Origin of the sequence: Sinosporangium album (assembly GCF_900100605.1) — a bacterium.
Taxonomy (GTDB): domain Bacteria; phylum Actinomycetota; class Actinomycetes; order Streptosporangiales; family Streptosporangiaceae; genus Sinosporangium; species Sinosporangium album.
Window position 1 is genome coordinate 12,907 of sequence record NZ_FNCN01000045.1, and the last position, 24,539, is coordinate 37,445.

General features: G+C 65.2%; 24 protein-coding genes and 3 tRNA genes. 17 read left to right on the forward strand and 10 right to left on the reverse strand.

The window, feature by feature from the left end; genetic code table 11:
* Positions 1–79: 79 nt before the first annotated feature.
* A complete protein-coding gene (locus BLQ73_RS28145) occupies positions 80–871 on the reverse strand; it encodes a winged helix-turn-helix domain-containing protein (RefSeq protein WP_176955733.1) in 792 nt (263 codons plus the stop codon).
* A gap of 519 nt (positions 872–1,390) precedes the next feature.
* On the opposite strand from BLQ73_RS28145, the gene BLQ73_RS28150 reads away from it, so the two are divergent.
* Together BLQ73_RS28150 and BLQ73_RS28155 are read left to right on the forward strand one after the other, a co-directional pair.
* On the forward strand, positions 1,391–2,248 hold the full coding sequence (locus BLQ73_RS28150; RefSeq protein WP_093175287.1) for a DUF5919 domain-containing protein: 858 nt from the start codon (positions 1,391–1,393) through the stop codon (positions 2,246–2,248).
* Positions 2,245–3,072, forward strand: coding sequence for an inositol monophosphatase family protein (locus BLQ73_RS28155; RefSeq protein WP_093175289.1), 828 nt, complete (start codon positions 2,245–2,247; stop codon positions 3,070–3,072). Before BLQ73_RS28150 ends, BLQ73_RS28155 begins: the two co-directional genes overlap by 4 nt.
* A gap of 389 nt (positions 3,073–3,461) precedes the next feature.
* On the opposite strand, the gene BLQ73_RS28160 is transcribed toward BLQ73_RS28155, so the two are convergent.
* Entirely contained in the window at positions 3,462–3,842 is a 381-nt protein-coding gene (locus tag BLQ73_RS28160; protein ID WP_143020480.1) for a hypothetical protein, read from the reverse strand.
* A gap of 249 nt (positions 3,843–4,091) precedes the next feature.
* Between BLQ73_RS28160 and BLQ73_RS28165 the strand changes: the two genes are divergently transcribed.
* Positions 4,092–4,604, forward strand: a complete 513-nt coding sequence (locus tag BLQ73_RS28165; RefSeq protein WP_218126056.1) for a type II toxin-antitoxin system PemK/MazF family toxin — start codon at positions 4,092–4,094, stop codon at positions 4,602–4,604.
* Between the two features lie 15 nt (positions 4,605–4,619).
* On the forward strand, positions 4,620–4,892 hold the full coding sequence (locus tag BLQ73_RS35170) for a DUF5919 domain-containing protein (RefSeq protein ID WP_420820045.1): 273 nt from the start codon (positions 4,620–4,622) through the stop codon (positions 4,890–4,892).
* A 146-nt stretch (positions 4,893–5,038) separates the two neighbouring features.
* On the opposite strand, the gene BLQ73_RS28175 is transcribed toward BLQ73_RS35170, so the two are convergent.
* Both BLQ73_RS28175 and BLQ73_RS28180 read right to left on the reverse strand, forming a co-directional pair.
* A tRNA-Ser gene (locus BLQ73_RS28175) sits at positions 5,039–5,128 on the reverse strand.
* A gap of 430 nt (positions 5,129–5,558) precedes the next feature.
* Positions 5,559–6,122: a YceI family protein gene (locus tag BLQ73_RS28180; RefSeq protein ID WP_093175300.1), complete on the reverse strand. Its 564-nt coding sequence runs from the start codon at positions 6,120–6,122 to the stop codon at positions 5,559–5,561.
* A 105-nt stretch (positions 6,123–6,227) separates the two neighbouring features.
* Between BLQ73_RS28180 and BLQ73_RS28185 the strand changes: the two genes are divergently transcribed.
* Positions 6,228–6,719 carry a MarR family winged helix-turn-helix transcriptional regulator gene (locus tag BLQ73_RS28185; RefSeq protein WP_093175302.1) on the forward strand — a complete coding sequence of 164 codons (492 nt, stop codon included), beginning with the start codon at positions 6,228–6,230 and terminating at the stop codon, positions 6,717–6,719.
* A gap of 13 nt (positions 6,720–6,732) precedes the next feature.
* Here BLQ73_RS28185 and BLQ73_RS28190 read toward each other — a convergent pair whose 3' ends face one another.
* Positions 6,733–7,308, reverse strand: a complete 576-nt coding sequence (locus BLQ73_RS28190) for a SigE family RNA polymerase sigma factor (RefSeq protein ID WP_093175305.1) — start codon at positions 7,306–7,308, stop codon at positions 6,733–6,735.
* A gap of 560 nt (positions 7,309–7,868) precedes the next feature.
* On the opposite strand from BLQ73_RS28190, the gene BLQ73_RS28195 reads away from it, so the two are divergent.
* Complete coding sequence (locus BLQ73_RS28195; RefSeq protein WP_245691509.1) at positions 7,869–8,615, forward strand: hypothetical protein; 747 nt, start codon at positions 7,869–7,871, stop codon at positions 8,613–8,615.
* A 4-nt stretch (positions 8,616–8,619) separates the two neighbouring features.
* Complete coding sequence (locus BLQ73_RS28200; protein ID WP_176955734.1) at positions 8,620–9,486, forward strand: MauE/DoxX family redox-associated membrane protein; 867 nt, start codon at positions 8,620–8,622, stop codon at positions 9,484–9,486.
* A gap of 76 nt (positions 9,487–9,562) precedes the next feature.
* On the opposite strand, the gene BLQ73_RS28205 is transcribed toward BLQ73_RS28200, so the two are convergent.
* Together BLQ73_RS28205 and rplK are read right to left on the reverse strand one after the other, a co-directional pair.
* Complete coding sequence (locus BLQ73_RS28205) at positions 9,563–10,744, reverse strand: AAA family ATPase (RefSeq protein ID WP_093175310.1); 1,182 nt, start codon at positions 10,742–10,744, stop codon at positions 9,563–9,565.
* A gap of 463 nt (positions 10,745–11,207) precedes the next feature.
* Positions 11,208–11,633 (reverse strand): 50S ribosomal protein L11, encoded by a 426-nt coding sequence (gene rplK, locus BLQ73_RS28210; protein WP_093175334.1) that lies wholly within the window; start codon positions 11,631–11,633, stop codon positions 11,208–11,210.
* Positions 11,634–11,687: 54 nt separating this feature from the next.
* On the opposite strand from rplK, the gene BLQ73_RS28215 reads away from it, so the two are divergent.
* The 8 genes from BLQ73_RS28215 (at position 11,688) to BLQ73_RS28250 (ending at position 21,289) form a co-directional block, all read left to right on the forward strand.
* The gene (locus tag BLQ73_RS28215) at positions 11,688–12,653 is read left to right on the forward strand and encodes a MerR family transcriptional regulator (protein ID WP_093175312.1); all 966 of its coding nucleotides are present in this window, start codon (positions 11,688–11,690) and stop codon (positions 12,651–12,653) included.
* Between the two features lie 100 nt (positions 12,654–12,753).
* Complete coding sequence (locus BLQ73_RS28220) at positions 12,754–13,572, forward strand: M15 family metallopeptidase (protein WP_093175315.1); 819 nt, start codon at positions 12,754–12,756, stop codon at positions 13,570–13,572.
* An 82-nt stretch (positions 13,573–13,654) separates the two neighbouring features.
* Positions 13,655–13,728, forward strand: a tRNA-Met gene (locus BLQ73_RS28225).
* 277 nt (positions 13,729–14,005) lie between these two features.
* A complete protein-coding gene (locus BLQ73_RS28230) occupies positions 14,006–16,720 on the forward strand; it encodes a PEP/pyruvate-binding domain-containing protein (RefSeq protein ID WP_218126057.1) in 2,715 nt (904 codons plus the stop codon).
* Positions 16,721–16,879: 159 nt separating this feature from the next.
* Complete coding sequence (locus BLQ73_RS28235) at positions 16,880–17,533, forward strand: TetR/AcrR family transcriptional regulator (protein ID WP_093175320.1); 654 nt, start codon at positions 16,880–16,882, stop codon at positions 17,531–17,533.
* Complete coding sequence (locus BLQ73_RS28240) at positions 17,521–17,817, forward strand: DUF6204 family protein (protein WP_093175322.1); 297 nt, start codon at positions 17,521–17,523, stop codon at positions 17,815–17,817. Before BLQ73_RS28235 ends, BLQ73_RS28240 begins: the two co-directional genes overlap by 13 nt.
* A 63-nt stretch (positions 17,818–17,880) precedes the next feature.
* On the forward strand, positions 17,881–18,720 hold the full coding sequence (locus BLQ73_RS28245; RefSeq protein ID WP_093175325.1) for an SMI1/KNR4 family protein: 840 nt from the start codon (positions 17,881–17,883) through the stop codon (positions 18,718–18,720).
* 595 nt (positions 18,721–19,315) lie between these two features.
* Entirely contained in the window at positions 19,316–21,289 is a 1,974-nt protein-coding gene (locus BLQ73_RS28250; protein ID WP_218126058.1) for a M9 family metallopeptidase, read from the forward strand.
* A gap of 357 nt (positions 21,290–21,646) precedes the next feature.
* Here BLQ73_RS28250 and BLQ73_RS28255 read toward each other — a convergent pair whose 3' ends face one another.
* The gene (locus BLQ73_RS28255; protein WP_093175329.1) at positions 21,647–22,348 is read right to left on the reverse strand and encodes a response regulator; all 702 of its coding nucleotides are present in this window, start codon (positions 22,346–22,348) and stop codon (positions 21,647–21,649) included.
* Between the two features lie 19 nt (positions 22,349–22,367).
* Complete coding sequence (locus tag BLQ73_RS28260) at positions 22,368–23,339, reverse strand: sensor histidine kinase (protein WP_245691513.1); 972 nt, start codon at positions 23,337–23,339, stop codon at positions 22,368–22,370.
* 371 nt (positions 23,340–23,710) lie between these two features.
* Between BLQ73_RS28260 and BLQ73_RS28265 the strand changes: the two genes are divergently transcribed.
* Positions 23,711–23,786: transfer RNA gene (locus BLQ73_RS28265), tRNA-Arg, on the forward strand.
* 148 nt (positions 23,787–23,934) lie between these two features.
* Here BLQ73_RS28265 and BLQ73_RS28270 read toward each other — a convergent pair.
* Complete coding sequence (locus tag BLQ73_RS28270; RefSeq protein WP_176955730.1) at positions 23,935–24,105, reverse strand: hypothetical protein; 171 nt, start codon at positions 24,103–24,105, stop codon at positions 23,935–23,937.
* 225 nt (positions 24,106–24,330) lie between these two features.
* Here BLQ73_RS28270 and BLQ73_RS28275 point away from each other — a divergent pair.
* Positions 24,331–24,539, forward strand: a 209-nt coding sequence (locus BLQ73_RS28275; RefSeq protein WP_218125922.1) for a transposase, incomplete at its 3' end; no start/stop codon positions are given.

Consider the following 24,539-nt stretch of genomic DNA (forward strand, 5'->3'; position numbering starts at 1 on the left):
AACTCGCCTGCGGCGAACCGAACGAGGCGTCCGCACAGACGTAGGCCCGCCCCGCCCGCCGTCCACCCCCAGCGATCCCTCAGGCACCCGCCCCAGCAACACGCTCAGCACCATCGGGAAGAGCAGCTTCCCGTACTCGAATAGCGCCCCTGGCCCTGCTACCGCGCGAGTCTGGAACGTTCCGCTGGATCGGATCGGGGATCGTACCGTGGTGACGGTCCTCACTGTCGACCTCGATAGGAAGGAAGAAGTCCCCCGGCTGGTCACGATCTGTGCCCCGCACGGCTGATGCTCTTGCACCACTTTGTGCACCCGGCCGTGCAGCAAGGGGACGGAGGATCGGCTCCAGCACGCGCAGAGGTCGTGGCTCGGTAGAGGCGCGCTGGTCACTTGCTGTGCTGCTGTGGGCAACCCGGCGGCCGATGTGCTTCAGGCAGACGAGGAGACGCTCCTCCTCCAACATGGCGAGTGCCCTGCGGATGGTGGCCCGGCTGCAGTGGTGAAGGCGGGCGAGGTCGATTTCGCCGGGGATGAGCATGCCGATGGGATAGCGGCCTGTGGTGATCTTCCTGCGGATGTCGGCGGCGATCAGCTGGTAGCGGTAGTCACGTGGAGGTTCGTCGGGGTTCAGGGGGCGCAGTCGCCAGCCCTTGTGGGGGACGACGGTCACGATGCCGAGTTCGGCGAGCGCTTGCAGGGCACGGCGGAGAGTGAGGCGTGAGCAGCGGAACCTTGCGGTGAGCGCGTGCTCGCTGGGCAGGAACGAGCCGGGCGGGTAGGCGTCGTGGGCGATGCGGCGGAGAAGCGCGTGTGCGACCTGTACGTGAAGCCCCCGCCCTTGGATCTGGCCGAGGGCGTCGTCCAGGCTCATTCTCAGAGGGTCTTCTTGTAGTGGTCGGCGCGCGGACCCGCAGCTGTTGAAGGTCTGGGAGGCGCTCTGAATCGAGGCCCTCTGCTTGGGCATGGGTTCTCCCTAGTCGTGCCAGGTGCGGTGCGTGAAGGCTTTGCTGACACGCCTTCCGTCTGAATGCAGGCTGATACGTGCTGGCCGGCGCATTGTCGGCGCATTGTCGGCGTATGGCCCCGCTTATCGGGCTACTCATGCCGAGGGTTAGCCGGCGTGGCCGGTACGGACTCACTGTCGTGCGGTGTGCTGGGCCGGGAGCAACACGACCTCCGGCACGACCGGTCACAATCTTCCATCCACGGCCGCTGCGTGGACCGCATTGCTCGCCCATGAATTCAGCTTCACACCATATGACGTCGCATCCCGGCTCGTATTCGCGGCGACTAGTCTCGGGATGTCTCTTGCTGTCTTGTCCTTGTCTCCTTTCGAGAGCCAATTGACGCTACTCTGACAGCCCCTTCACTCCTCAGCCGAGACGTGGCCATGACCGATCAGCAGATCCTCTTGAAAACACTTCTCACGCAGCGCCACTGGCAGACATACAGCACATTCTGCAAGGAATATGACAAAGCAGCCAAGAAGGTCGACCCGTCCTTGCGTGGCAAGCAGCCGAGCCGCGCCCAGCTTCACCGCTGGCTGTCGGGTGAGCTCAAACGTCTGCCGCACTCCGACCACTGCCGTGTCCTCGAGGCGATGTTCCCGGCTCACAAGGTCAGCGAACTCTTCTCGCTCCGGACTGAGGAGACTGCAACGCCGGTCGTCGACCCGCGACAGTTGGTGAACAAATCCGTTGCAGTCGCTCAGTTGGCCGATGTAACTGCGGTATTCCCGAGCAGGTCGGCGTTCTCCTCAGCCTTTTCGCCATCCGTCCTGTTCGATAAGGCCAAGGAGATCAATGCGGTCGGGCTGTCCCTCAACATCCTGTGCCAGAGCTACCCTGATCACCTGCTCAAACGCCTGCTTGAAACCGGTACACGGATTCGAGCGCTATTCCTCGATCCCCATGGTTTGGCTATCGGCGCACGGGAAGCCGAAGAACAGCATGCCCCCGACACGTTGCGCACGCTGACGAGCCTCAACATCAATATCTTGACCAGGATTAGAGGCCGTCTTGTCCCCGAAGCCGCTGGACGGCTTGAGCTACGGGTGTACGACGAGACGATCCGGTTCAACGTCCTGATCCTGGATGGCTCCATGTGCGTGGTGCAGCCGTACCTGCCGCAAGCACGTGGGGTGGACTCCCCCACGTTGTTGATCAACGACAGCGCAGCTGCTGACGGGCTTTTCCCCGTCTTCGACCACGTGTTCACTTCAATGTGGGAGCGGAGCCGGCCCATATGACCATCAACCCCGCCGATCTACTGCCCCTGGCCACGCAAGCCGTCAGTATCGCCGGCCGGATAGTGAAGACGAAGCTTCCGGGCACCGTCACCGCCAAGGGCGACCGGGACATGGCCACCGAGGTGGACTACGCAGCCGAGCAGGCCGTTCGGGAGTTCCTCAGCAGGGAGACGCCGGAAATCGCTTTCCTCGGCGAAGAGGAGGGGGTAACTGGTCGCGGCGGAAGTGGTCTGATGTGGGCGCTCGACCCGCTGGACGGCACCGCCAACTTCCTGCACGGCATCCCGTTGTGCGGGGTTTCTCTGGGCCTGCTCCAAGACGACGAACCAGTTCTGGGCGTGGTCGAGCTGCCTTTCCACAGCACACGCTACGCCGCCGCAACCGGCCACGGGGCAACGGTGGACGGGCAGCCGATCCGATGCGGGGAGGCTTCGGCGCTTGATCAGGCAATCGTGTCCATCGGTGACTACGCCGTGGGGGACGGGGCTCAACCAAAGAACCGCAGTAGACTTGCCCTTACCGGACTACTCGCCTCTCGGGTGCAGAGGATGCGCATGTTCGGGTCAGCGGCCATTGACCTGGTGTGGGTCGCGGAGGGCCGCACCGACGCATGTGTCATGTTGTCCAACAAGCCCTGGGACACTGCGGCAGGTGTCCTCATCGCCAGGGAAGCCGGCGCCGCCACCGTCGACAGCGACGGCACACCCCACACTATGGCCGCCCGCGCCACCATCGCCGCAAGCCCGAAGATCCTCAATGAGCTCATGGCCCTCATCGACGAGGCTGCCAGGCACTCAAACATCGGTGGAGGACTGTCGAATTAGCCTTATGTAGATCGAGGGCGGCGCTTCACGCCGCTCCTCCCTACTGCCCCATAATTCGCAGCAATCCTCGGCCGGGGAGTCCGCTTTGCGTGTCTCCACGGTGAGCCTTCGAGCAACGTACCGGGGGTCGCGCCTGCACACCTTGGACCCGGCGCACCACCCTTGGTCGTCCTGGCACGTGGTCAACGCCGCCTGGGAGGCTTGGACGAGCAACCAAGATCTCTCAGATCGCCGCCGGCCCGCACCTGGGGGCGCAGAGGCCGCGCACCCGTGGTTTGTCCCCTCTTCGCCTCGGCTAACTGCACGGCTATTGCACAATGATCAGGCTGCCTGCGTGGTCAAGAGGCAACCAGCGTCGCCATCATGCCGCCATTGAGGACAGGATCGGGTCATAGCCAGCCCAGCGGCATCTGCCATAGATCGTACGCGGCGGGAAAAATCCCGGCCACGATGAACGGGCCGAACAACAGGGCTACCGAGACCAGCCAATAGGACCATGAAGGCAATCTTGAAAGTTCCCGGATCGCGAGATTGACCAACACCCATAAGGCGATAAAAAGTCCTACACCGCCAAACACAATCAGGTGAGGCAGGATTCCGTCGTTGTCGGTGGGGTCCCGTTGCGTCAGGCCCAGAGCAGCCAGCGGGTAGTTGGCGAGGGAGTACCAGACGAGACCCAGCGGAAGAGGCGCAAGGTAACCGAACAGGGCGTTGACGGCGAGCGGGACCAACCATGCGACTCGCTTCGGGGATGCGCTGGTATCGGGCATGGCCTCTTCTATAGCACCGCACGATGATCTGCTCCGTCGATCCTCAACTCTACGATCGTCACATGAGCGACCTGGGCCCGGCAGGCAAAGAGCTGATGACTGCCCGTCTGGTGCTACGACCTCCAACTGAAACCTGTGCGGTGGCGCGGCAACCCCGGCCGGAGCGTTCGGTTCGTACGGTGGGCGTACGACTAGATGAAATATCCACCAAGATTACAAAATGGAGATCATCGGTTATGTTGTCGATGTATGACTGAAGCCATGGAGCTGTTGCGCGGCCCCCTGTCCGCGATCGTGGTGCTCGGCTTCCTGGCTGCAGTTATCTATGGTTTCGTTTGCCTTGTCCGCTGGATCAGGGCCGCGCCCTATCGCTTCCAGCCCCAGGTGCACGACACGCCACCGGACACGGGCTGGCGCTCCCGGCCATCTCCAGGGCAGATCTGGTGGGCAGTCGTGCCGTACGCCGACGGCACAGGGGGCAAGGTCAGACCCTGTTTAGTGATTCGCACCCATGGTCGGGGCGTAGAGGTTCTAAAGATTACAAGCCAGGACAAATCCCATCGGAAGAACTACATCAGCATCCCGACCACCCGCTGGGATCCGCGGGCGCAGAAAGACAGCTGGCTGGATCTCGCCGCCTCGCAATTCATCTACGATCACGCTTTTCGGCGACGCGCCGGCAATTGCGATGACGAAACCTGGTCACGGGTGGCGCGCCACCACAGGACAGGCTGGGTATACGACCCCAACCTCCACCGCTGAACCCCAGGCATCAACATCTTCACCAGGCTCAGAGGCCGCCTCGACCCCGAAGCCGCCGGACGGCTTGAGCTCCGGGTGTACGACGAGGCGGTCCGGTTCAACGTCCTGATCTTGGACGGTTCCATGTGCGTGGTGCAGCCGTACCTGTCACAGGCACGTGGGGTGGACCCCCACACGTTGTTGATCAACGACAGCGCAACTGCTGACGGGCTGTTCCCCCCGTGCCGTACGGCATGGCGGTATGCGGCGGCGCAGCGTGCACTCGCGGCCTGCCGCCTGGGGGGATGAGGTGATCGGCTGGCGGCTGCCGGGGACCTGCTCGCGTGCCGGGTGGTTCGGCATTGGTCTGCCATTGGCCTGCCAACCCCGGTTTGATCTTGGTTTGATGCACAAGAGGCCCTCACCCGAGATCTCGGGTGAGGGCCTCTGACGTGCGGAGGCTCGGGGATTTGAACCCCGGATGGGCTTGAGACCCAAACCGCATTAGCAGTGCGGCGCCATAGACCAGACTAGGCGAAGCCTCCCAGCTGCCGTGTGGCTCAGGACAGGTTACCGGCCTTGTGGCGAAGCGGCAAAGTGGTTGAGGGGTATGGCGTTGGGGGAGTAGGGCGATGGGTTGTCCACAGTCTGTGGATAAGGTTGTCCACAACTGTGGATGGTGGTGTGTTTTGCAAGGTCATCGTGGTGGTGGCGGCTGTGGATTGTTGGAATGTGAGACCGGCCGTCTTGGAATGTGGATGCATGTCCACGGCTGTATGTCAGGGTTTGGGCTGGGCCGATGGGCGTGTTGATCGGGCCGGGGTGTGTGTCCGCGGCTTCTGGGACGCTCTTGTGGAAAGGCACTGCCGGCCTTGTGGGCGGGAATGGCGATAGCCGTACGGCATGGCGGTGCGGTTGGCCATGCCGTACGGCATGGCGGTGCGGTTGGCCATGCCGTACGGCTGAAGGGTGCGCTTAGGCGCGGCGGTTGGCTTCGCCTTCGATCTCGATCTTGATCTTCTTGCCGACGAGGAACCCGCCGGCCTCCAGGGCCTGGTTCCAGGTGAGGCCGAAGTCCTCGCGGTCGAACTCGGTGTTGATGGCGAAGCCCCACAGCTCCGTGCCCCACGGGGTGGTGCCGGCGCCGCCGTATTCGACGTTGAGCTCGACTTCCTTGGTGACGTCGCGGATGGTGAGGTCGCCGACGACGGTGAACTCGCCGCCGGAGTGGTTGCTGACGCGCGTGCTGCGGAACGTGATCTCGGGGAACGTCTCCGCCGAGAGGAAGTCGTCGCTGCGCAGGTGGGCGTCGCGGTCGGCCACGCCGGTGTTGATGCTGTCGGTCTTGATCGCGAGCTGGGCGCTGGAGGCGAGGGGGTCCTCGCTGATGGTGACGCTGCCGGCGAACTCTGCGAAGTTTCCGCGAACCTTGCTGACCATCATGTGCTTCGCCGTGAAGCCGATGCGGGTGTGCGCGGCGTCCAGGTCGAAGGTGCCGGCGGTCGGGATGGTGAGGCCTTCCCAGGTGCGGGTGCTCATCGGGTTGCTCTCCTCGCAAGTCGCTTGCTCTGCAGATGTTTGCTTCAACAGATATCTATCGCACAGATATTCCTCTCGTCAAATAGTGTCGTCTAGACTGTGGCTGTGACTGCGAACCCGTTCGACGACCCCCGGCTCACCGCGATCGGCTTGCTCGCGGAGGCGTTCGAGGGTCTGATGGCCAAGACCGCCCCGGCTTTCGCCAAGGCCGGGTTGTCCCAGATAGATTTCGAAACCTTGATCCGCTTGGCGCGCTCGCCGGAGCAGAGGCTGCGCATGAGCGATCTCGCCGCACAGACGAACCTGTCGACGAGCGGAGTGACCCGCGTCGTGGACCGGCTTGAGCGGGAGGGGCTTGTGGAGCGCCGCGCCTGTCTGACTGATCGGCGCGCTTCGTACGCTCACCTCACCGATGCGGGGTGTGACCGCCTCAAGGAGGTTCTGCCCCAGCATCTCGCCGATATCGATGCATGGTTCACCGGTCTGCTGCCGGAGCCGCAGCTCGAAGCCCTGCTGGACGCGCTGCGGGTGATCCGTGATGTGGTACGGCCCTGCGCCACGGCCGGAGTCGAACATGCCGAGGTCAGGTCCGGCTAGGAGGCGTGCGGGGTCAGGTGGCGCGCGGCATCTCCGTGGTGTCTGCGGGGCTTTCGCCGCGTTGGGCAGGTACGCGTAGATCGCCGCGTAGTTTCGCCATGGCGCGGGAGACGGTGCTTTTGACGGTGCCGACGCTGATGCCGAGCCTCTTGGCGATCTCCTGTTCGGTGAGGTCTTCGTAGTAGCGCAACATGATGGCTGCGCGCATGCGCGTGGGAAGCCGGCTGAGGGCCTGTTCGAGCAGGTCGGGAAGGTCGCCAAGGGGCAGGTCGTGGGGGGTGCCGGTGCCTGTGACTGGAATGTCGGGAAGCTCTTCGGCGGGGTATTCCTCAAGTTTCCGGCGTCGCCACCAGGAGATGTTTATGTTCACCATGGCCCGCCGTACGTATCCGTCGAGCGCGCCGCGGTCCTGAATGCGGTTCCAAGCGCGAAATGTGCTGGCCAGTGCGGCTTGGAGTAGGTCTTCGGCATCCGCGGGGTTCCCGGTGAGCTGGTATGCCATGCGCAGCAACGCAGGTCCGCGAGTGAGGACGTACTCGCGGAACTCCTCGTGTCTCTCGCCGCTCAACGGCGAGTTGTCTGTGAGCATCTCGTGGTCAGAATCGCAGCCGGAGGGCTCGTTTCGGCTGAGCCGAAATCCAGGTTTCGCACCGCCGATAGCAAAGATCAACTAAGCGGGGTGGCCTGCTCGTGTGCAGCTCAGGTACGGCGGCGCCTGGTCCTGGATGGGAATCCAATTCACTTTTCGCACGACTTACTGGCGAGTTCCACGCAACTTCCTCGCGACGGGAGAAATCGCTTACTACCAGGGATGTGTATTTTGCTCCCCGGTCTGCGAGCAGCGGGAGTTTTTACCCCGAACCGGACGGTAGGGATGGGTGGCCGTGTGACCCTAGTACGGCACCCACCCGAGGATAAGGAGAGGCGATGCCGGATCCCGGCGTTGACCGCCGTCGTGTCCTGGCGGCAGCCGCGCTAGGTCGGAACGTCGATCCACCGGGGCCCACCCCTGGGAAGGAAGAGCCCCTGCACGCGGTGGCCGGGATGGTCCTTGACGTCACCCCTCACATGATCAGCGTGGAAACCGCTGAGGGGGTGACGGAGCGCTTGGTCATCGCACCATGGGTGAAAGCGTGGCGGGGAGGGGCGGTGGAGCCAACCAATCTGCCGCTCGGCTCCAAGGTGATCATCCAGGCCGTACGCGGAGCCAGCGTCGTGGAGAAGATCTGGGGGGATGTCACCCGGATCACCGGGCGAATCCTGTCCATCACCTCAGAAGGGTCTCCCGGGGGGCGGCCGAAGGACCAGATCGTCGAGCTCGATTGCGGGCCGCACCGAGGCCGCCGCACGATCGTGGTGCCCTACCGGGCCTCTGGCCGTCTTCGTGTGCGACACCCCCAGTTTGAGCAGGGATATCTGTTCGATGCCATTGGGGTGCGCGAAGGAGGCGTTTCCTACGCGTATCTGCCGGCGACCTCGCAGCCTGCGTATCGGGGGGGTGCCGTACCGGATCCGCCCCCGGCGTACGGTGGGACGCAGTCTCGCATCTCCGGCACCGCGGTCTGGTCGGACGGCTTCGACGACGACGAGCGCGGGGCCGCGTATCCGATGCTGGAGCCCCTCGACTCAGGGTGCGAAGAGTCGGGGAAGTCCTGCGTGGGGCTGCCCTACCTTGCCTTGGGGTCGATGCTCAACGTGCATAACGTCTGCACGGGACGGGCGGCGAATGTGCAGATCGTGGCCTGTGGGTGCGTGTCAGGGGGCTTCTGCGATCGATGTGTGGAATGTGGAACGTCTCCGCGGGGCAGGATCGTGGAGCTCTCGCCGGCCTCCTTTGTCGAGCTCGGCGGTGATCTGATCAAGGGCTGTTTCAATGTCAGGATCGGTTTGGGGTGACTCAGTGTTCGAGACGATCGCCGCGGCGCAGCTTCCCGTCGTAGTCCTGCTGCTGGTCTTGGGAACCGTCGCCAAGGTGGTCACGATTCTCAAGGGCGTAGAGCCCGAAGGGCTGAGCCAGATGGGCCCCGCAGTGCTGGTGCCCGAGCGGTGGCGGGCGCGGATGCTCCTGTTGTGCGCCGTTGTCGAGCTCGGGCTCGCCGCCGGGCTGGTGGCGACGTCGCACCCGCTGTTCCGCTGGTGGACGGTGGGGTTCTTCGCGATGTCGACCTTTGTGCTCTGGGAGCTGCGGCGTCGGCGCCCGGATGTGGGATGCGGGTGTTTCGGTGAGATGAGCTCCGCACCGGTGGGCCTCCGTTCCCTCGGTAGGACGGTGGTGCTCACCGTCATGTCGGTAGGGCTGGCGTGGCAGGACGGCGGTGGATGGTTCCCCGTCCCCGACCTGTCGTGGGTCACGATCGTGTCCGCGTTGGGGGGGCTGGTGCTGATCGCCCTGCTCTCCCCAGAGATCGAGGAGGTGGTGGCGCGCATCAGGTATCGGGCTCCCTGCGAGCAGCGCCCGGTCGCGGCGTCGACCGCGCTGGCGCGACTGCGTTCGAGCTCGGTGTGGCAATCGCACGCCGAGATGCTGAGCGCGAGCGAGCCCACTGACACGTGGCGGGAACTGTGCTGGCGGTTCTTCTCCTTTTCGGGGCGCACGCTCCAAGGGGAGACGGTCGATGTGGTCTTCGCTGTCTATCTGAGCGGCAGGAGGCCTGCCGTGAAAGCCGCCGTGGTGGGGGCCAACGCGGTGATCCGGTTGGACGTCGAGGGCGGGCTGGAGGGCGGCGCGGTGAAGCCTATGCCCGAGACCGTGGGAGTGTCGGCTTGATTCAGCTCTCTAACGCTTTCTAGCTTCCCCACTAGAAAGCGTTAGAGAGGACTAGGGGTTCGCCGCGCGGCCCGCTTTAGAGGGGCTGGGCGCGGAGGAACTTGCTGAAGTGTGGCACGGTGAAGGCGATCAGGCCGCGTTCCGCGCTGTAGATCAAGCCCTTCTTGATGAGACTGTCACGGGCAGGGGAGAGGCTGGACGGCTTGCGCCCGAGGGTCTCGGCCACCTCGGCCGTGGCCACGGGTTCGTCGCCGATCGAGGCCATCGCGTGCATGTAGTCGCGCTCGGCGGGCGTCGCCCGCTCATAGCGGCTGCCGAAGAAGCCGACGGCGAGCTCCTCCTCTGCCTCGGGCGCGGCCATCTTGACGTCGTCGGCGGTGATCGGCGAACGGGGCGCGACGTCCCAGGCGACTTTCCCATAGGCCTGGACGAAGTAGGGGTATCCATCCGCGGCCTCATAAAGCGCGTCGAGCGCCTCCTGGGTGAACGTCACGTCCTCCCGCTCGGCGGGGGCGAGAAGCGCGTGGTCGGCCGCCTCCCGGTCGAGCCGGTCGATGCGTGCGTAGCGGAACAGCCGCTCGGAGTAGCTCTTACTGGCACTGAGCACGCTCGGCAGGTGGGGGAGGCCGGCCCCGACCACGATGAGGGGCCCGCCGCTCTGGGACAGCTCGTGGCAGGCCGCGCAGAGCGCCGAGATGTCGGGAGCCTGGACGTCCTGCATCTCGTCGATGAAGAGCGCGATGCCGACCCCGAGATCGGTGGACACACTGGCGGCGTCGACGAACAGCTCGGTCAGGTCGATCTCAAGGTCGCCGGAGTCGGCTCGTCCCCGCGCGGCGGGGACGTCGATCCCGGGCGACCAGTGCGACGTGCCCTTGGCCGCCGCGGGGTCGCGCATCGCGAACGCCTTGAGCACGCCGAGGAACTCCTCGATGCGCTCGGGGGCACGGTGGCGGGGCGCCAGTTCGCGCACCGCCATGTGCAGGGCGGCCGACACGGGGCGGCGGATCGACTGATCGGGTCTCGCCTCGATCTTGCCTGTGCCCCACAGCCTCTGCATGGCCATGGACTTGAACGTGTTGAGCAGCACGGTCTTGCCGACGCCACGTAGGCCGGTCAGGACCATGCTGCGCTCGGGGCGGCCACGAGCGACGCGCTCAAGCACCACTTCGAACTGCTGCAGCTCACGATCGCGCCCCGCGAGCTCTGGGGGGCGCTGCCCCGCTCCGGGGGCGTAAGGATTGCGCACGGGGTCCACGCTCTCGGACTTTATGACGGGGTATAGAGGTCGTCCTAGACCTTCGTAGAAAGTGCTACGGCGTGTCGCTCGGCGTCGCTCCGGTGACCGTCGGCCGGGGACCACGGCCGGGGCGGCTCGGTGCCCGGGGGCGAAGCCCGACGGTGAGAGCGCCGGACGTCTGGCGGGCGGGCACGCGGAGCGGGGCGCGGCCCCCGCGGTCGCGTCGAGCGCTGCCGCGTCGAGCACTGCCGCGTCGAGCACCGTCGGCTCGACCTTTGCCGCGTCGAGCAGCGTCGCTTCGAGCATCGCCTTGCCCCCGTTCCACCACCTGGGTCCGCTCTGTCCGAACCCATGTTCGATCTGACGTGGGAAAACTGTACTGCTAGATCGAACAAGTGCGCGACAGTTTTCGAAGAAAGCTCGAACAAAGTCTTGTCCGCGCGCAGGGGAGGGGTGATATTCGGTGGGTCGGTAGGAAATGTCAGGCCTTGATGGTTAGGCCCATGGCGCGGGCCGTACCGGCGATGATCTTCTCCGCCGCGTCCAGATCGGTGGTGTTGAGGTCCGAGAGCTTGGCCTTGGCCACCTCTCGGAGTTGCTCACGGGTGATCGTCGCGGCCGACTGGTGTCCCGGGCGCGCGCTGCCCGACTCGATGCCGGCGGCGCGGCGCAGCAGCGACGCGGTCGTCGGCATCTTGGTCGCGAGCTGGAAGGAGCGGTCCTCGAACACCGTGATGACGGCGGGAACCACGAAGCCGCGCTGCCCCTGCGTCGCCGCGTTGTACTGACGGCAGAACTCCATCAGGTTGATGCCGACGGGCCCGAGGTCCTTGCCGACCGTCGCAGGGCTCGCCTCGCCCGCCTTCTGCTGAATTTTGATGACCCTGCTGATCTTTTTCTTCGCCATGGCCGCCACGCTAAAGTGTCCAGTTACTGGAGACTCAAGCGGAATTCCTGGGCTATGGCTAGATCGCGCGAAGGTTACACAATTGGGCAACTCTCCTCGTTGTCCGGCACACCCGTGAAGACCATTCGGTTCTACTCGGACATCGGCGTGCTGCCCGAACGGGAGCGCACCCCCGCCGGCTACCGCCTGTACGGCGAAGCCGATCGGGCCAGACTGGGACTCATCCGTACTCTCCGCGAAATCGGACTGGACCTCGCGACGATTCGCTCCGTCGTCGTCGTCGGCCGGACCGGAAACGACCTCGCGGAGGTTCTCACCCTGCACCTCGAGGCCGTTGAGACCCAGCTGCGATCCCTGCAACGCACGCGTACGGTGCTGCGCGCCGCGCTTAAACGGGGAGACCCCATGGACGTGGATCTGAACCGCCTCAACGCCCTCGGCAAGGTCGGCGCGGCCGAGATGGAGCTGTTGCTCGACGAGTTCCTCGGTGACGTCGGTGGCGACGGGGGCGCGCTCGCGACCTGGCTGGACGGCATGCGCCGCTGCATGATGCCGAGACTCCCCGATGACCCCACCCCTGAACAGCTCGACGCCTGGCTCGAACTGGCCGCGCTGCTCGCCGACGACGACTACCGCGACGCCCTGCGCCCCACGGGCGAGGAGAACCTGTGGGCGCGTGTCGAGGCGAGCGGTCGGCCGTACGACGCGGAGGGCCCGCAGCGTGCCAACGCGCTGATCGTCGAGGAGGTGCTGGCGGCGAAGAAGGCCGGGGTGGAGCCTGGCTCGGCGCAGGCCGACGTCGTACTCGACCGGGTGATGGCGGTGATGTCGCAGATGCACATGACCGAGGACAGTGTGGAGTTTCGCCGGACGATGGCCAAGGGCTACGTTGATCACGACCCTCGTGCCGAGCGCCACTGGGAGCTGATCGCCAAGATCAACGGCACGCCGTGGTCGCCGGAGCCCAACGAGGCCCACCACTGGATTCGCGACGCGCTCCTCCATCGCGTCACACCGTAGCCGGGGCCGACGCGCTCAAAAGGTGCTTGCGGACAGGCGTTTCTGCCGTTTGTTGATCACTGCCTGAGGTGGACCGCTCACGCATCGCATAATCTGACGCATGGCCTACTCACGCTTGCCGAAGACAAACGCGAAACTCGGGCGGGTGACGGGGGCCCTGGCCCTGACCTGCCTGGTCGCGACCGCTGCGGCGTGTGGAGGCACGCAGGCCGCCTCGCCCGCCTCCACCTCGCCGTCCGAGACCGCGACGACTGGGACGACCGCGCACAGCGCGCAGGTCGCGCAGACCGCGCCCGGTGAAACATCCGGTCATAGCGGCAGCCCGTCCGCGAGTCCAAGTCCGACGGGGACGCCCGGGTTCACCTCACAGGTGTCTGGAGTGACCAGGGACGAGGTGAAGTACTCATGGCGTCCCGGATGTCCCGTAGGGCTGGATGATCTAAGGAAGGTCACGCTGACCTACTGGGGCTTCGACGACAAGCCGCACACTGGTGAGCTTGTCGTGAACAAGGCAGTCACCAAGGACATCGAGACCATCTTCAAGCGCCTGTACGACTGGCGTTTCCCCATCGCCCAGATGAAATCCGTCGATGCCTACAAGGGCAGTGACTTCGACTCGATCGAGGTGAACAACACCTCTGCGTTCAACTGTCGCCCCGCGACGGGTTCGAGTAAATGGTCCATGCACGCGTACGGCCGTGCCATCGACATCAACCCCCGCGAGAACCCTTACGTGTCGGCGGACGGCTCCGTTGCCCACACCAACGCGCGACGCTTCGTCAAGCGGCCCCTGAACGAGCCCGGCGTCATCAACCCGGGTGACCGTGTCGTGCGCGCCTTCGAAAGCCTCGGCTGGGAGTGGGGCGGCTACTGGTCGTCGATCAAGGACTATCAACACTTCTCGAAGGGGGGCGGCTGACCCGTTCTCGGTTGATCTTTCCCATGGGATCCGCGTTGTGGTGTCACCTTGCCCGGGGATGGGGTAAGGTTGGGGACAACGACGCGGGGTGGAGCAGTTCGGTAGCTCGGCGGGCTCATAATCCGCAGGTCGCAGGTTCAAATCCTGTCCCCGCTACTCGAGTGGACGCCCACTTGATCCTTAAGGGTCAAGTGGGCGTTTCGCATTTCACGGCTGGTTGTTCTTACGGGTTCCCCTGGTCTTACGGGTTTCCCTGGTCTTACGGGTCTCCCGCCGCTTGGTGGCCACTGGCGGTTCCACGAATGGCATGTGCGGCTTGCCCGCGCCTCTTGCCGACCGGTGGCTAGACTGATTTCATCAGTTGTTGAGTTAAGTGTTCGCCAGGCAAGATCCGCTCGTTGGCTGGGGCTGGAGGGCTCCGGAGGGGATGGTCATGGTTGAATCTCTGGTCCTGAGGTTTCATGAAATTCAGGGCGACGGCGATGGGGCGGTTCTGTCCCTTGTCGGGGGCAAGGCGGCCAACCTGGGGGTTCTCACCCGGGCCGGCTTCCCCGTTCCGCCCGGGTTCTGCATCACCACCGAGGCATACCGCCGGATCGCCGATGCGGCGGGGCTCGACCATGTGATCGAGGCGCTGACACGGGCGTCCTCCCATGATCTCGCCACCCTCAACCGGCTCGCCGAGCAGGCGCGCGACCTCGTGCTGGCGGCCCCGGTGCCCGATGACATCGCCGATGCCGTACGCGTGATCATCGACGGCCCGGTGGCGGTCCGCTCCTCGGCGACGGCCGAGGATCTTCCACATGCCAGCTTCGCCGGGCAGCAGGACACTTTTCTCAACGTCGTGGGTGCCGATGCCGTCCTTGAGGCGGTCCGGCGGTGCTGGGCCTCCCTGTGGACCGACCGCGCGGTCGCCTACCGTGCCGCCAACGGCATCGATCACCGAGTCGTACGCCTTGCCGTGGTGGTCCAGGACATGGTGCAGGCCGAGGTGGCAGGGGTGATGTTCACCGCCGATCCGGTCACGGGGAGCAGGCGGCGGGCTGCGATCGACGCGGCTCCCGGGCTGGGGGAGTCCGTGGTGTCGGGAGAGGTCAACCCGGACCACTTTGTGCTGGACAAGCTCACCCATCAAGTGCAGGAGCGCAGGCTTGGTGACAAGTCTGTCGCCATCCGCTCCCTCGTCGGCGGCGGCACCGAACGCGTCACGCTCTCCCAGGCGGACTCATGCCTGACCGATGAGCAGCTCGTCGCACTCGCCCGTCTCGGTACGCGGGTCGAAAAGCACTACGATGCCCCGCAGGACATCGAGTGGGCGATCGATGCCGACGGCGTGCTGTGGCTTACCCAAACCAGGCCCATCACCACCCTCTTCCCGGTTCCGTCGACCGCCCCGAAAGACCTCGACGACCTGCGTGTCTACTTCTGCTTCAGCGTCGCACAGGGACTTCAGCGGCCGATCACTCCGATGGGGCGATCCGCCTTCCGCCTGCTCTCTGCGATGCCGGCGAGATTTATGGGCATCTCAGTGCCTGATCCGGTCAAGGGGGCTCCGGCCTTCGCCGAAGCCGGCGAACGCGTATTCGTCGACATGACCGGAGTCGCCAGGAGTCGCGTGGGACGCGCGATCGTGCCCCGACTTCTCGACGTCATGGAGGCTCGATCGGCCCGTATCCTGCGCGACCTGCTGTCCGATCCACGCCTCAGCGTGACGCAACGGTCGCCGCTGCCGTTCCTACGGAAAGTCACCAAGTTCGCCGCCGAACACGCATTGCCGGCGCTAGCCGTACAGGCCCTCGTCAATCCGGCCGCACCGCGGCGTCGCGTGGCGCGGCTGAGGCAGGTTTTGCGCGTACGGCTGGCGCCGCCGCCGGCCGACGCCCCGCCCGCGGCCCGCCTTGCCTACGTCGAGCGGGTGCTCGGCGCGGCGCTGGTGCCGTTGCTACCGAGGATCGCGTCCGCGTTCATCGCGGGCTTCGGGATGCTGGGCCTGGCCGACCGGCTGCTGGGCGATCGGGCCAAAGCGGGCGAGGTCCAGGCGGTGCTCCGCGGGCTGCCCAACAACGTGACGACTGAGATGGACCTGGCCCTCTGGCAGGTTGCCCAAGGGATCCGGAAAAATCCGGACTCGGCAAGGGTTGTCTTGGAAACGCCTGTCGCCAGGCTCGCCGAGCAGTACCGGGAGGGAACGCTCCCGGCGGACATACAGGGCGGCATAAGCCGGTTCATGGAGGTCTACGGCCATCGTGCGGTGGCGGAGATCGACCTTGGACTCCCACGCTGGTCGGAAGAACCTGGGCATATCCTCGGCATTCTCGCGAACTACCTACGGCTGAACGACCCGGAGGCGGCGCCGGACGTCCAATTCGCACGGGGAGCCGCCGAAGCCGAGCGCATGATCAGAGTCCTGGCCCGCCGGGCCGGTGGGGTGAGGGGGGCGGTCGTCCGGTTCGCCCTCGGCCGCGCGCGTGCGCTGATCGGCTTCCGCGAATCGCCCAAGTTCTTCGTGGTCACCGTACTGGCCGCAGTGCGCCGACAAATCCACCTGATCGGTGTGAACCTCGTCGACCGCGGTCTGATCGACAACGCGGACGACGTCTTCTTCCTCACCCTCGCCGAACTCCGCGAGCATGTGAATCTGCCCGACGGCGTGGACGACCTGCGTGACGGCATGGACGACCTGCGTGACACGGTCGCAGCGCGGCGGGAGGCATATGACCGCGAGCTCCGTCGGAAGCACATCCCCAGGCTGCTCCTCTCCGACGGCACCGATCCAGAATCGACGGTGTCCACGTCGACTGCTTCGCAAGCACCGGTTGAGGGGGCACTGGTCGGAACCCCGGCATCCGCCGGAAAAGTCACGGGTGTGGCGAGGGTCGTACTCGATCCGGTCGGTGCGTACTTGGAGCCAGGCGAGATCCTTGTCTGCCCTTCGACGGATCCGGGGTGGACTCCGCTGTTCCTCACCGCAGGCGGGTTGGTGATGGAAATGGGCGGGGCCAACTCCCACGGATCAGTCGTTGCCCGCGAGTACGGCATCGCCGCAGTTGTCGGCGTAACCGGGGCAACCGACCACATCACCACCGGTCAGCGGATCACCGTGGACGGGACATCCGGAGTGGTGTTCACCGCCGAGAACACCTCCTGACTAGGGCAGCCCTCATCAGGACAAGTCCTGCTACGGGCCACGGACCCAACCGCAGGTGCACGGTCGTTCCCAGACACATGCCGCCGTGTCTGCTTGGTTGGCTGGAGCGGCGATCACACAAAATCGCAATCAACTTAAAAATTGCAGTAGACTCCAAAAATGACCGAGGGGCTTCGAGAGCGGAAGAAGCGGCAGACACGCCAGCGCATCTCCGACGTTGCCGTCGACCTCTTTGTGGCGCGTGGCTTCGACAGGGTCACCATCGCCGAGGTTGCCATGGCTGCGGAGGTGTCGGTCAACACTGTTTACAACTACTTCGAGTGCAAAGAAGATCTCGTCCTGCCTCCCGAGGAGGCGTCTCCGCAGCGGTTGGCCGATATCGTCCGGCAGCGGCAGGTTGGGCAGTCCGCGGCGGGAGCGGTATTGGCTCGGCTGCGGGATGAAGTGCGGAGGCATGACCGCAAGGTTGGGTTGAGCACTGGATTTGGACGAGTGCTGGAAATGATGCGGGCGGCCCCCACGCTGACTGCCCGACTGGAAGACCTCGGCCGTGAGATGACGGAGGCTCTTGCCCTCCTGCTGGCCGAGGAGACCGGGGCGCATCAGGATGATCCGCTGCCGCGTGCGGTCGCCTGGCAGATCGGGAGCCTGCACGCGCAGGCTTACTCCGAGATCGGGCGGCGGACTACCGCTGGCGAGTCTCCGGATGTCATCGCCGCGGCCTTGGTGGAACTACTGGACACCGTCGAAGGACTCCTCGGCAAACGTGTGCTGGGCTATGCCGTACGAAAGGACAAGTCATGTTCAGGGTGACCATCCGCGGCAAGTTCAAGGGGCTGGGTGAGGACGGCAGAGCCACCGTGCTGGCGGCCGGCGGCATCGCCTACACAGAAGGCGGGACGTTCACTCACGATCAGAGCGTGTCCGCCTTCACTTTCCGGTGCCAGGTGCCCGCGGGACCGGACGACGGCGAGGATGAGGCGGCGCTGGGAGCGATGGCCGCGCTGGACGTCTACGGTTGCTCATACGAGATCTTGAAGATTGCTGTGACGGACATGCGTGACATCAAGATTCGGCGAAGGGCGCGGACCATGTGAAAGCGGCCCATTTCATTTCGGTCGGGCAGGCCTTCGACCGCTCGGCCGTTAGGATCGCGGGCCATGACGACGATGGAGGAATTGGTCCGCCTGGTGCCGCCGCCCACCGAACCGGTCGATGCGCGAGGTGACTGGCGCGAGGTTGAGGGCGTTCTCGGGCTTGGGCTGCCCGGTGACTTCAAGGCGCTCGTCGAGCTATACGGCGTCGGGCAGTTCGTTAGCTTCGTCACGCCGTTCCCCCCTTTCGGTGCGCATCCGCTCCTGATCCAGAGAGCTCAGGGGTTGCTTGACAGAGAGCGGTACATGCGTGAGAAGGAGCCCGACGAATACCCTTATCCGCTTTATCCGGAACCCGGCGGGCTGCTGGAGTGGGGAGGCACCGACAACGGTGACTCACTCTGCTGGCTGACTACGGGAGAACCGGACAACTGGCGCGTCGTGGTTTGGAATCCGCGCAGCAACGCCTACGACGCGCATGACGTCGGCGCGGTGGAGTTCCTTCACGGCTGGTTGAGCGGGCGGATCACTTCGCCGAGATTGCCCGATGAGGTCGAGGCGTCGCCGTGGTTCGAGCCGTTTCGTGAGCGCGAGCACGTCTACATCGAGCTTTCGGAGGGCGAGTTGCCCTACCATCAGCGACTGCGGATCCTGCGCGACGCGCTTGCGCCCACAGCGGACCGAGGCAGCTCCAGCGACGAGGACGGCGATCGGCAGGACCACTTCGCCGCCACGGACCTCGACTGGTTGCTGACCTACGAGACGGTCTACGGTCACCAGATCCGGGTTGCCTTCCCGCCCGAAGACGAGGAGCAGGTTCGCGTCACGCTGTTCGACGCGGCACGCCACATGGGTTGCCAGGTGCTGTCGACGACGACGCGTCTGGGAGAGCCGGTGTGGATCTGAGCCTCTATGCACTCCCACGCTCTGCGGTTTCGCTGTGTCCGTCCGTCTGACACGGCCGCCGGCTGACCCACCGGACCGGACACGTCGCTCACGACCTGACGAGAGCAAAGATCGCATGACTACGGTTTGCCATGTGATCGTCACGGAATGAATCAACGGTGATGGAGGGTCCGCCCCGTCCGCCCCTCGCCTTCCGGAAGGCGAGGGATGGTCCCCCCTGGGGGACCCGCTCTGTCGAGTCTGATCCGTCGATCCTCGGGAGCGTGGGATGCGCAGGACAGCCGTGCTGGTCGTAGTGGCCGCAACAACCGTAATGACGCTCGCGACCGGTATGGGTGCCCCGCTTACTTCTCCGGTGCCGGATTCGGAGGCCTATGCCGTAAAAGATCCTGACGTGCATGAAGCGCCCGGGAGAGCCAAGCGTCCGACGAAGAAACGTGAGATCTCGGGAGCGCGGAACGCGCTCACGCACCACGTGCAGAGCGAACCCATTCCCACAGAGCGTCGTGAACCGTGGCCCTCGTCGACAGACGAACTACGACGCAACTACGACGACCCCGACAGAGCGCGGCCGAGAAAAGCGCCGTCGTCGGCAATGCGGCGGGCACAGACCTCCTGCGAGCCGGTCGATTTCTCCGGCCGAACCGGTGACACGCTCGTCGCGACCATTAAGGCGTCCACGACCGTGTGCATCAACACGCTGTTCGGATTGGCTGGCGCCGACGCCCAAGGGGCGTTCCAGCAAGAGCAGATGATCACGGTCGCCAACGCCTTGCGGCGAAGCGCACTCACGTATCCCGGGAACAACTCGGGAAGCGCGGCGCAGCTCGTGCTCTACCTGCGCGCCGGCTATTACGTCCAGTGGAACCTGCCGGACCTGGTGGGGGAGTACGGCGTGGCGCTCGGCGCCGCCGTCCGGGCGGCGCTGGACGCGTTCTTCGCTAACACGAGGTCCCATGACGTGACCGACGAGAACGGGGAGATCCTCTCCGAGGCTGTGACCCTGATCGACAGCGCACAAGAGAATGCACGCTACATCCCGGTCGTGAAGCGGCTGCTCAACGGCTACAACGAGAGCTACAACCCCTTCTGGTGGATGCTGCACGCCGTCAACAACGTCTACATCGTGTTATTCCGCGGCCACCAGATGCCCGACTACGTGCGGGCGGTGGAATCCGACCAGAGCCTCATCCAGACGCTCTACGCCTTCGCCTCCTCCCACATGGATCTGCTCGGCACCGACCACGCGTATCTGACCGGAAACGCGGGACGTGAGCTGGGCCGCTTTCTCCAGCATCAAAGCCTGCTGGACGCCACCCGGCCCCTCGTCCGCGCACTGCTGCAGCAGAGCTCCATCACCGGAAGGACCGCGCCGCTGTGGGTCGGCATCGCGGAAATGGCCGACTACTACGACCGCGGCAACTGCGCGTACTACCAGCAGACCTGCAACCTGCAGGATCGTTTGAAGGCGGCTGTGCTCCCCGTCAGGCACACATGCGACGCGTCGATTCGCGTCGTCGCCCAGAGCATCACACCGGCCGAACTCGCGGCCACCTGCTCCGCACTCCACGGGCAGGTCTCCTATTTCCAGCGTCTGGTCGGCGCCACCCAGCCGGTGGCGGGCGACCAGAACTCCACACTGGAAGTGGTGGTGTTCGACTCCGGCACCGACTACCAGACCTACGCCGGGGCCGTGTACGGCATCGACATCAACAACGGCGGCATCTACATCGAAGGCGACCCGGCATCGCCGGGAAACCAGGCGAGATTCATCGCCTTCGAAGCGGACTGGCTGCGGCCCACCTTCGAGATCTGGAACCTCAACCACGAGTTCACGCACTACCTCGACGGCCGCTACAACATGCACGGCGACTTCGAGGCGAGCCTCACCACCCCGACCGTATGGTGGACCGAGGGCGTGGCGGAATACGTCTCCTACTCCTACCGCAAAGTGCCCTACGAGGAGGCGGCGGCCGAGGCTGGCCAGCGCACCTACCGGCTCAGCACCCTGTTCGACACCACCTACAGCAACGATCCCGTGCGTGTTTACCGCTGGGGATATCTGGCGGTGCGTTTCATGTTCCAATCGCGCCGCTCCGACCTCGACAGCGTGCTCACATCATTCCGGGGCGGCGACTGGTACGCCGCTCGCGTCCGCGTGGGAGCCATGCGGCAGGACGACACCTGGAACTCGTGGCTCGGCGTCTGCGCGGCCGGGGCCTGTCTGACGACGGACCCGCCCGAATGCACCGGGAGCGACGTCCGCGCACTCGACCGCGACTGCCGGCGCTCCAACCTGTCGGCCCCCGCGAAACAATACGTCAACCTCTACATCAAGGTCCCCGTCGGCACCACCCAACTCAAGGTCAGCGCTTCGGGCGGCAGCGGCGACGCCGACCTCTACATCAACACCGGCACCTGGGCGAAGGAGAACGCCTACACGGCGAAGTCATCCACCCCGGGCAACAACGAAACCCTGACGGTGAACAACCCGAAAGCGGGATACCACTACATCAGCCTCTACGCGCGTAGCGCCTTCTCCGGCGTCGGCGTGACGACCGAATATTGATCCCGACTCAACAGAACGGCCCACCTAGGCGTCCTTAAGACGTGACGGAACTCCGCGGTGCCGCCCGGCCGTCGGCGATCAGCAGCCAGGTCCGTGAGCGGGCCTGGCCATGGCCGTTGCCGTACGGCACCGCCGATCCGAGCGACCACATATGGCGTCCACGCCCGTCATAGGTAGGTGGCGCTTGTGGTGACGGCGCTTGTGGTGACGGCGGGTGCGGCGGCGGCCGGCGAACGACGCTTCTCCAACAGGGGCGGAGAAGCGTCCGTCAGGCACGGCGATGTGGATGGTCGGAGAGTACCGCGCCCGCCGGAACCACATTTCCGTGGAACGGCGGGCCCATGGCGCCGGGCGGGGTCACGTATTCTCCGCGCCATCCCCCGCACCGGGGCCGATCGCGCTCCCCGGAGAAGCCGTCCCTGAACGCTCCGAACCGAACTCCTGCGCCAGGATCGCGGCCTGCACCCTGCTACGCAGACCGAGCTTGTGCAGGAGTCGGCTGACATGCGTCTTGGTCGTGGCCTCCGCCGTCTTCATCTCCTCGGCGATCTCAGCGTTGGACATTCCACGGCCGAGGCACATGAGAACCTCGTGTTCGCGGGGCGTGAGGCAGGAGACGTCATATGACTGCCTGTCCTCCACACGCTGCGAGGCGAACGCGGATATCAGCCGCCGCGTCACCGCCGGCGAGATCAACCCCTCTCCCCGCGCCACTAACCGAACAGCCTCCACCAAGGCCTCGGCGTCCGTGTTCTTCAGCAGGAAGCCCGCGGCCCCGGCTCGAAGAGCCCCGAATACGTACTCGTCCACATCGAAAGTCGTCAGAATGAGCACGTCGGCGACGCCGGCCAACGCCCGGGTCGCGGCTATGCCGTTCATACGCGGCATGCGCACATCCATCAGCACCACATCAGGCCGCAACTCCCCAGCCATCGCCACCGCGCTTTCGCCGTCCGCGGCCTCGCCCACGACCTCGATATCGTCGGCGCCGTCGAGAATCAGCGTGATCCCGGCGCGCACAGCCGCGTGATCGTCTGCCACCAGAACCCGAATGGTCACCGTCGCGCCCTCATCCCGCCTATGCCTTCCCCGGGGGCGCGGGCAGCTCCGCCCGGACCCGCCACCCGCCGGCGTACGGCCCGGCCTCAAGAACACCGCCTAGCAGCGCCGCCCGTTCATTCATGCCCACCAAGCCCGCCCCCGAGCCGGGAAACAGGCTCCCCTCCGAAGAAACCGGACTATCAATCGTCACGGTGACCAGGTCGGCCAGATATTCGACCAGCACCTCCCCCCTGCCCGTCCCATGCTTGAGCACATTGGTCAACGACTCCTGAACGATCCTGTAACCCGCGAGATCCGTCGCCGGCGGCAACCCCCTGGGCGTTCCCGCCACCCGCAGCCCGGTTGTCACCCCCGCCTGCTTCGACCGCTCCACCAGGTCGGAGACGTCCGCCAGACGGTGCCGGGTGACCTCCACCTCCTCGTTCTCCTGCCGCAAGAGCCCGATCATGGTGCGCATCTCGGCCATGCCCTCCACGCTGTTCTCTCTAATCGACTCCAGCACCCGCCTGACCACCGCGCCGTCGAGGTCTTTACGCGTCAGAACCGCCGTCGATTGAATCGCGATCGCACTGAAATGGTTGGCGATCACGTCATGCAGCTCCCGCGCCATACGGCTGCGCTCCGCCGCGATAGCGGTGTTCCTGTCCAACTCCGCGAGCCGTACCACTTGCTCAGCCCGTTCGCGCTCCAAAACGACCTGTTCCCGGTGCTGGCGCACAATGACCGCCGTCACCACAGGAACATTCACCACCAGCGCCGCCTGTAGCGTCACAGTCACCAAGGAGGACCACTCCTGGTTCATCACCAGCGTCACCGCACCAAAGACCACCGCCGTCGGCACGGACGCCCACCACAGCCACCTGGACAGCCACCGAGATCCGTACAGCGCGGCCGCATAGAGGTTGTCCGTGAAAATAAGCACCGTCGACAGCGAAGGCGCAAGAACCAGATCACACCCGATCCCCACCAACCCCAGCGCCAACGTCACCCCAGGCCGACTCCGCCGTACCGCCACCCCCAGGGACACCAGCGCCAACGGGCCCACCAGCACATACTCGGGGAACCCTCGCCTGACGTACGCTCCGTCCACAATCACGATCAGACCCGCCACAAAGGCCGCCGCAGCTATCAGCGAGTCACGTCTCATCCCCCCATCCCACCACCCGACCAGCCCAAACGCCTCCAGCCACAGGCGGGCACCGCCTCCCCCAAAAGATGTACACCCGGCCAACTCCTCCCCGACCACCCTGATGCCCCCCACCCACACCCCGGGGACAGCAATGATTGGCTCTAGCACCCATGCGAGGTCTGGTAGAGTTCTTTCAGCCCAAGGGCCACAGGGTCCCGGGGCAAAGGCAAGCGGCCGTAGCTCAATGGATAGAGCATCTGACTACGGATCAGAAGGTTAGGGGTTCGAGTCCTCTCGGCCGCGCCACAGGTCAAAGGCCCTCCGGGATCACCCCAGAGGGCCTTTTTCGATCCTGTGCAGCAGCAAAATACAGCGACGGGATCAGCCTCTTCGGGAGCTGACCGAACGGTTGGTGAGGGTCGAGAACCCGCTGAAAACCGTGGTCAACGAAGGATTAGACGTTGCGGACGTGGCATCCGACGACACGGCGCGCAAAGCCGGACGCCCACCCCGGAGCCCGCGCGGGTAGAGACCCGGAACGGTCTTCCTGCCGCATCCCCACCAGAACAACGACGTAGCCGGTCAGTACGGCAAGGCTCAGCACGATTGCGGCAGCGAGGATCACGATGCCGCCTCCCGTCCCCGCATCTTGCCGCGGTGGAGAGTGTTGTGCCTTCTCCGGGGCGTCCGGTGACCGCGCGATTCGCATTCGCGGCACCGCTCCGGAAGGTTGCGTCCACGGAAGTGGTGTACGAGTTTGACCTGGCCACAAGCGTGGCGACCGTGAAATGAACACGGCCATCGCGTGATCCTTCAGGTTGCTGAAACCATGATCGAAGGAGAACAGGCGATGGCCGCGAACAACAGTGTGAACCCTGCCGCCTGGCTGGCGAAGCAGATCGAGACCGGCGACCCCGACATGTTGCGATCCATGGTGAAGACCATGGCCGACGCGTTGATGTCGGCCGAGGCCGACACCCTGTGCGGCGCCGGCTACGGCGAGCGCAGCGACGACCGCGTCAACCACCGCAACGGCTACCGGCCACGTGAATGGGACAC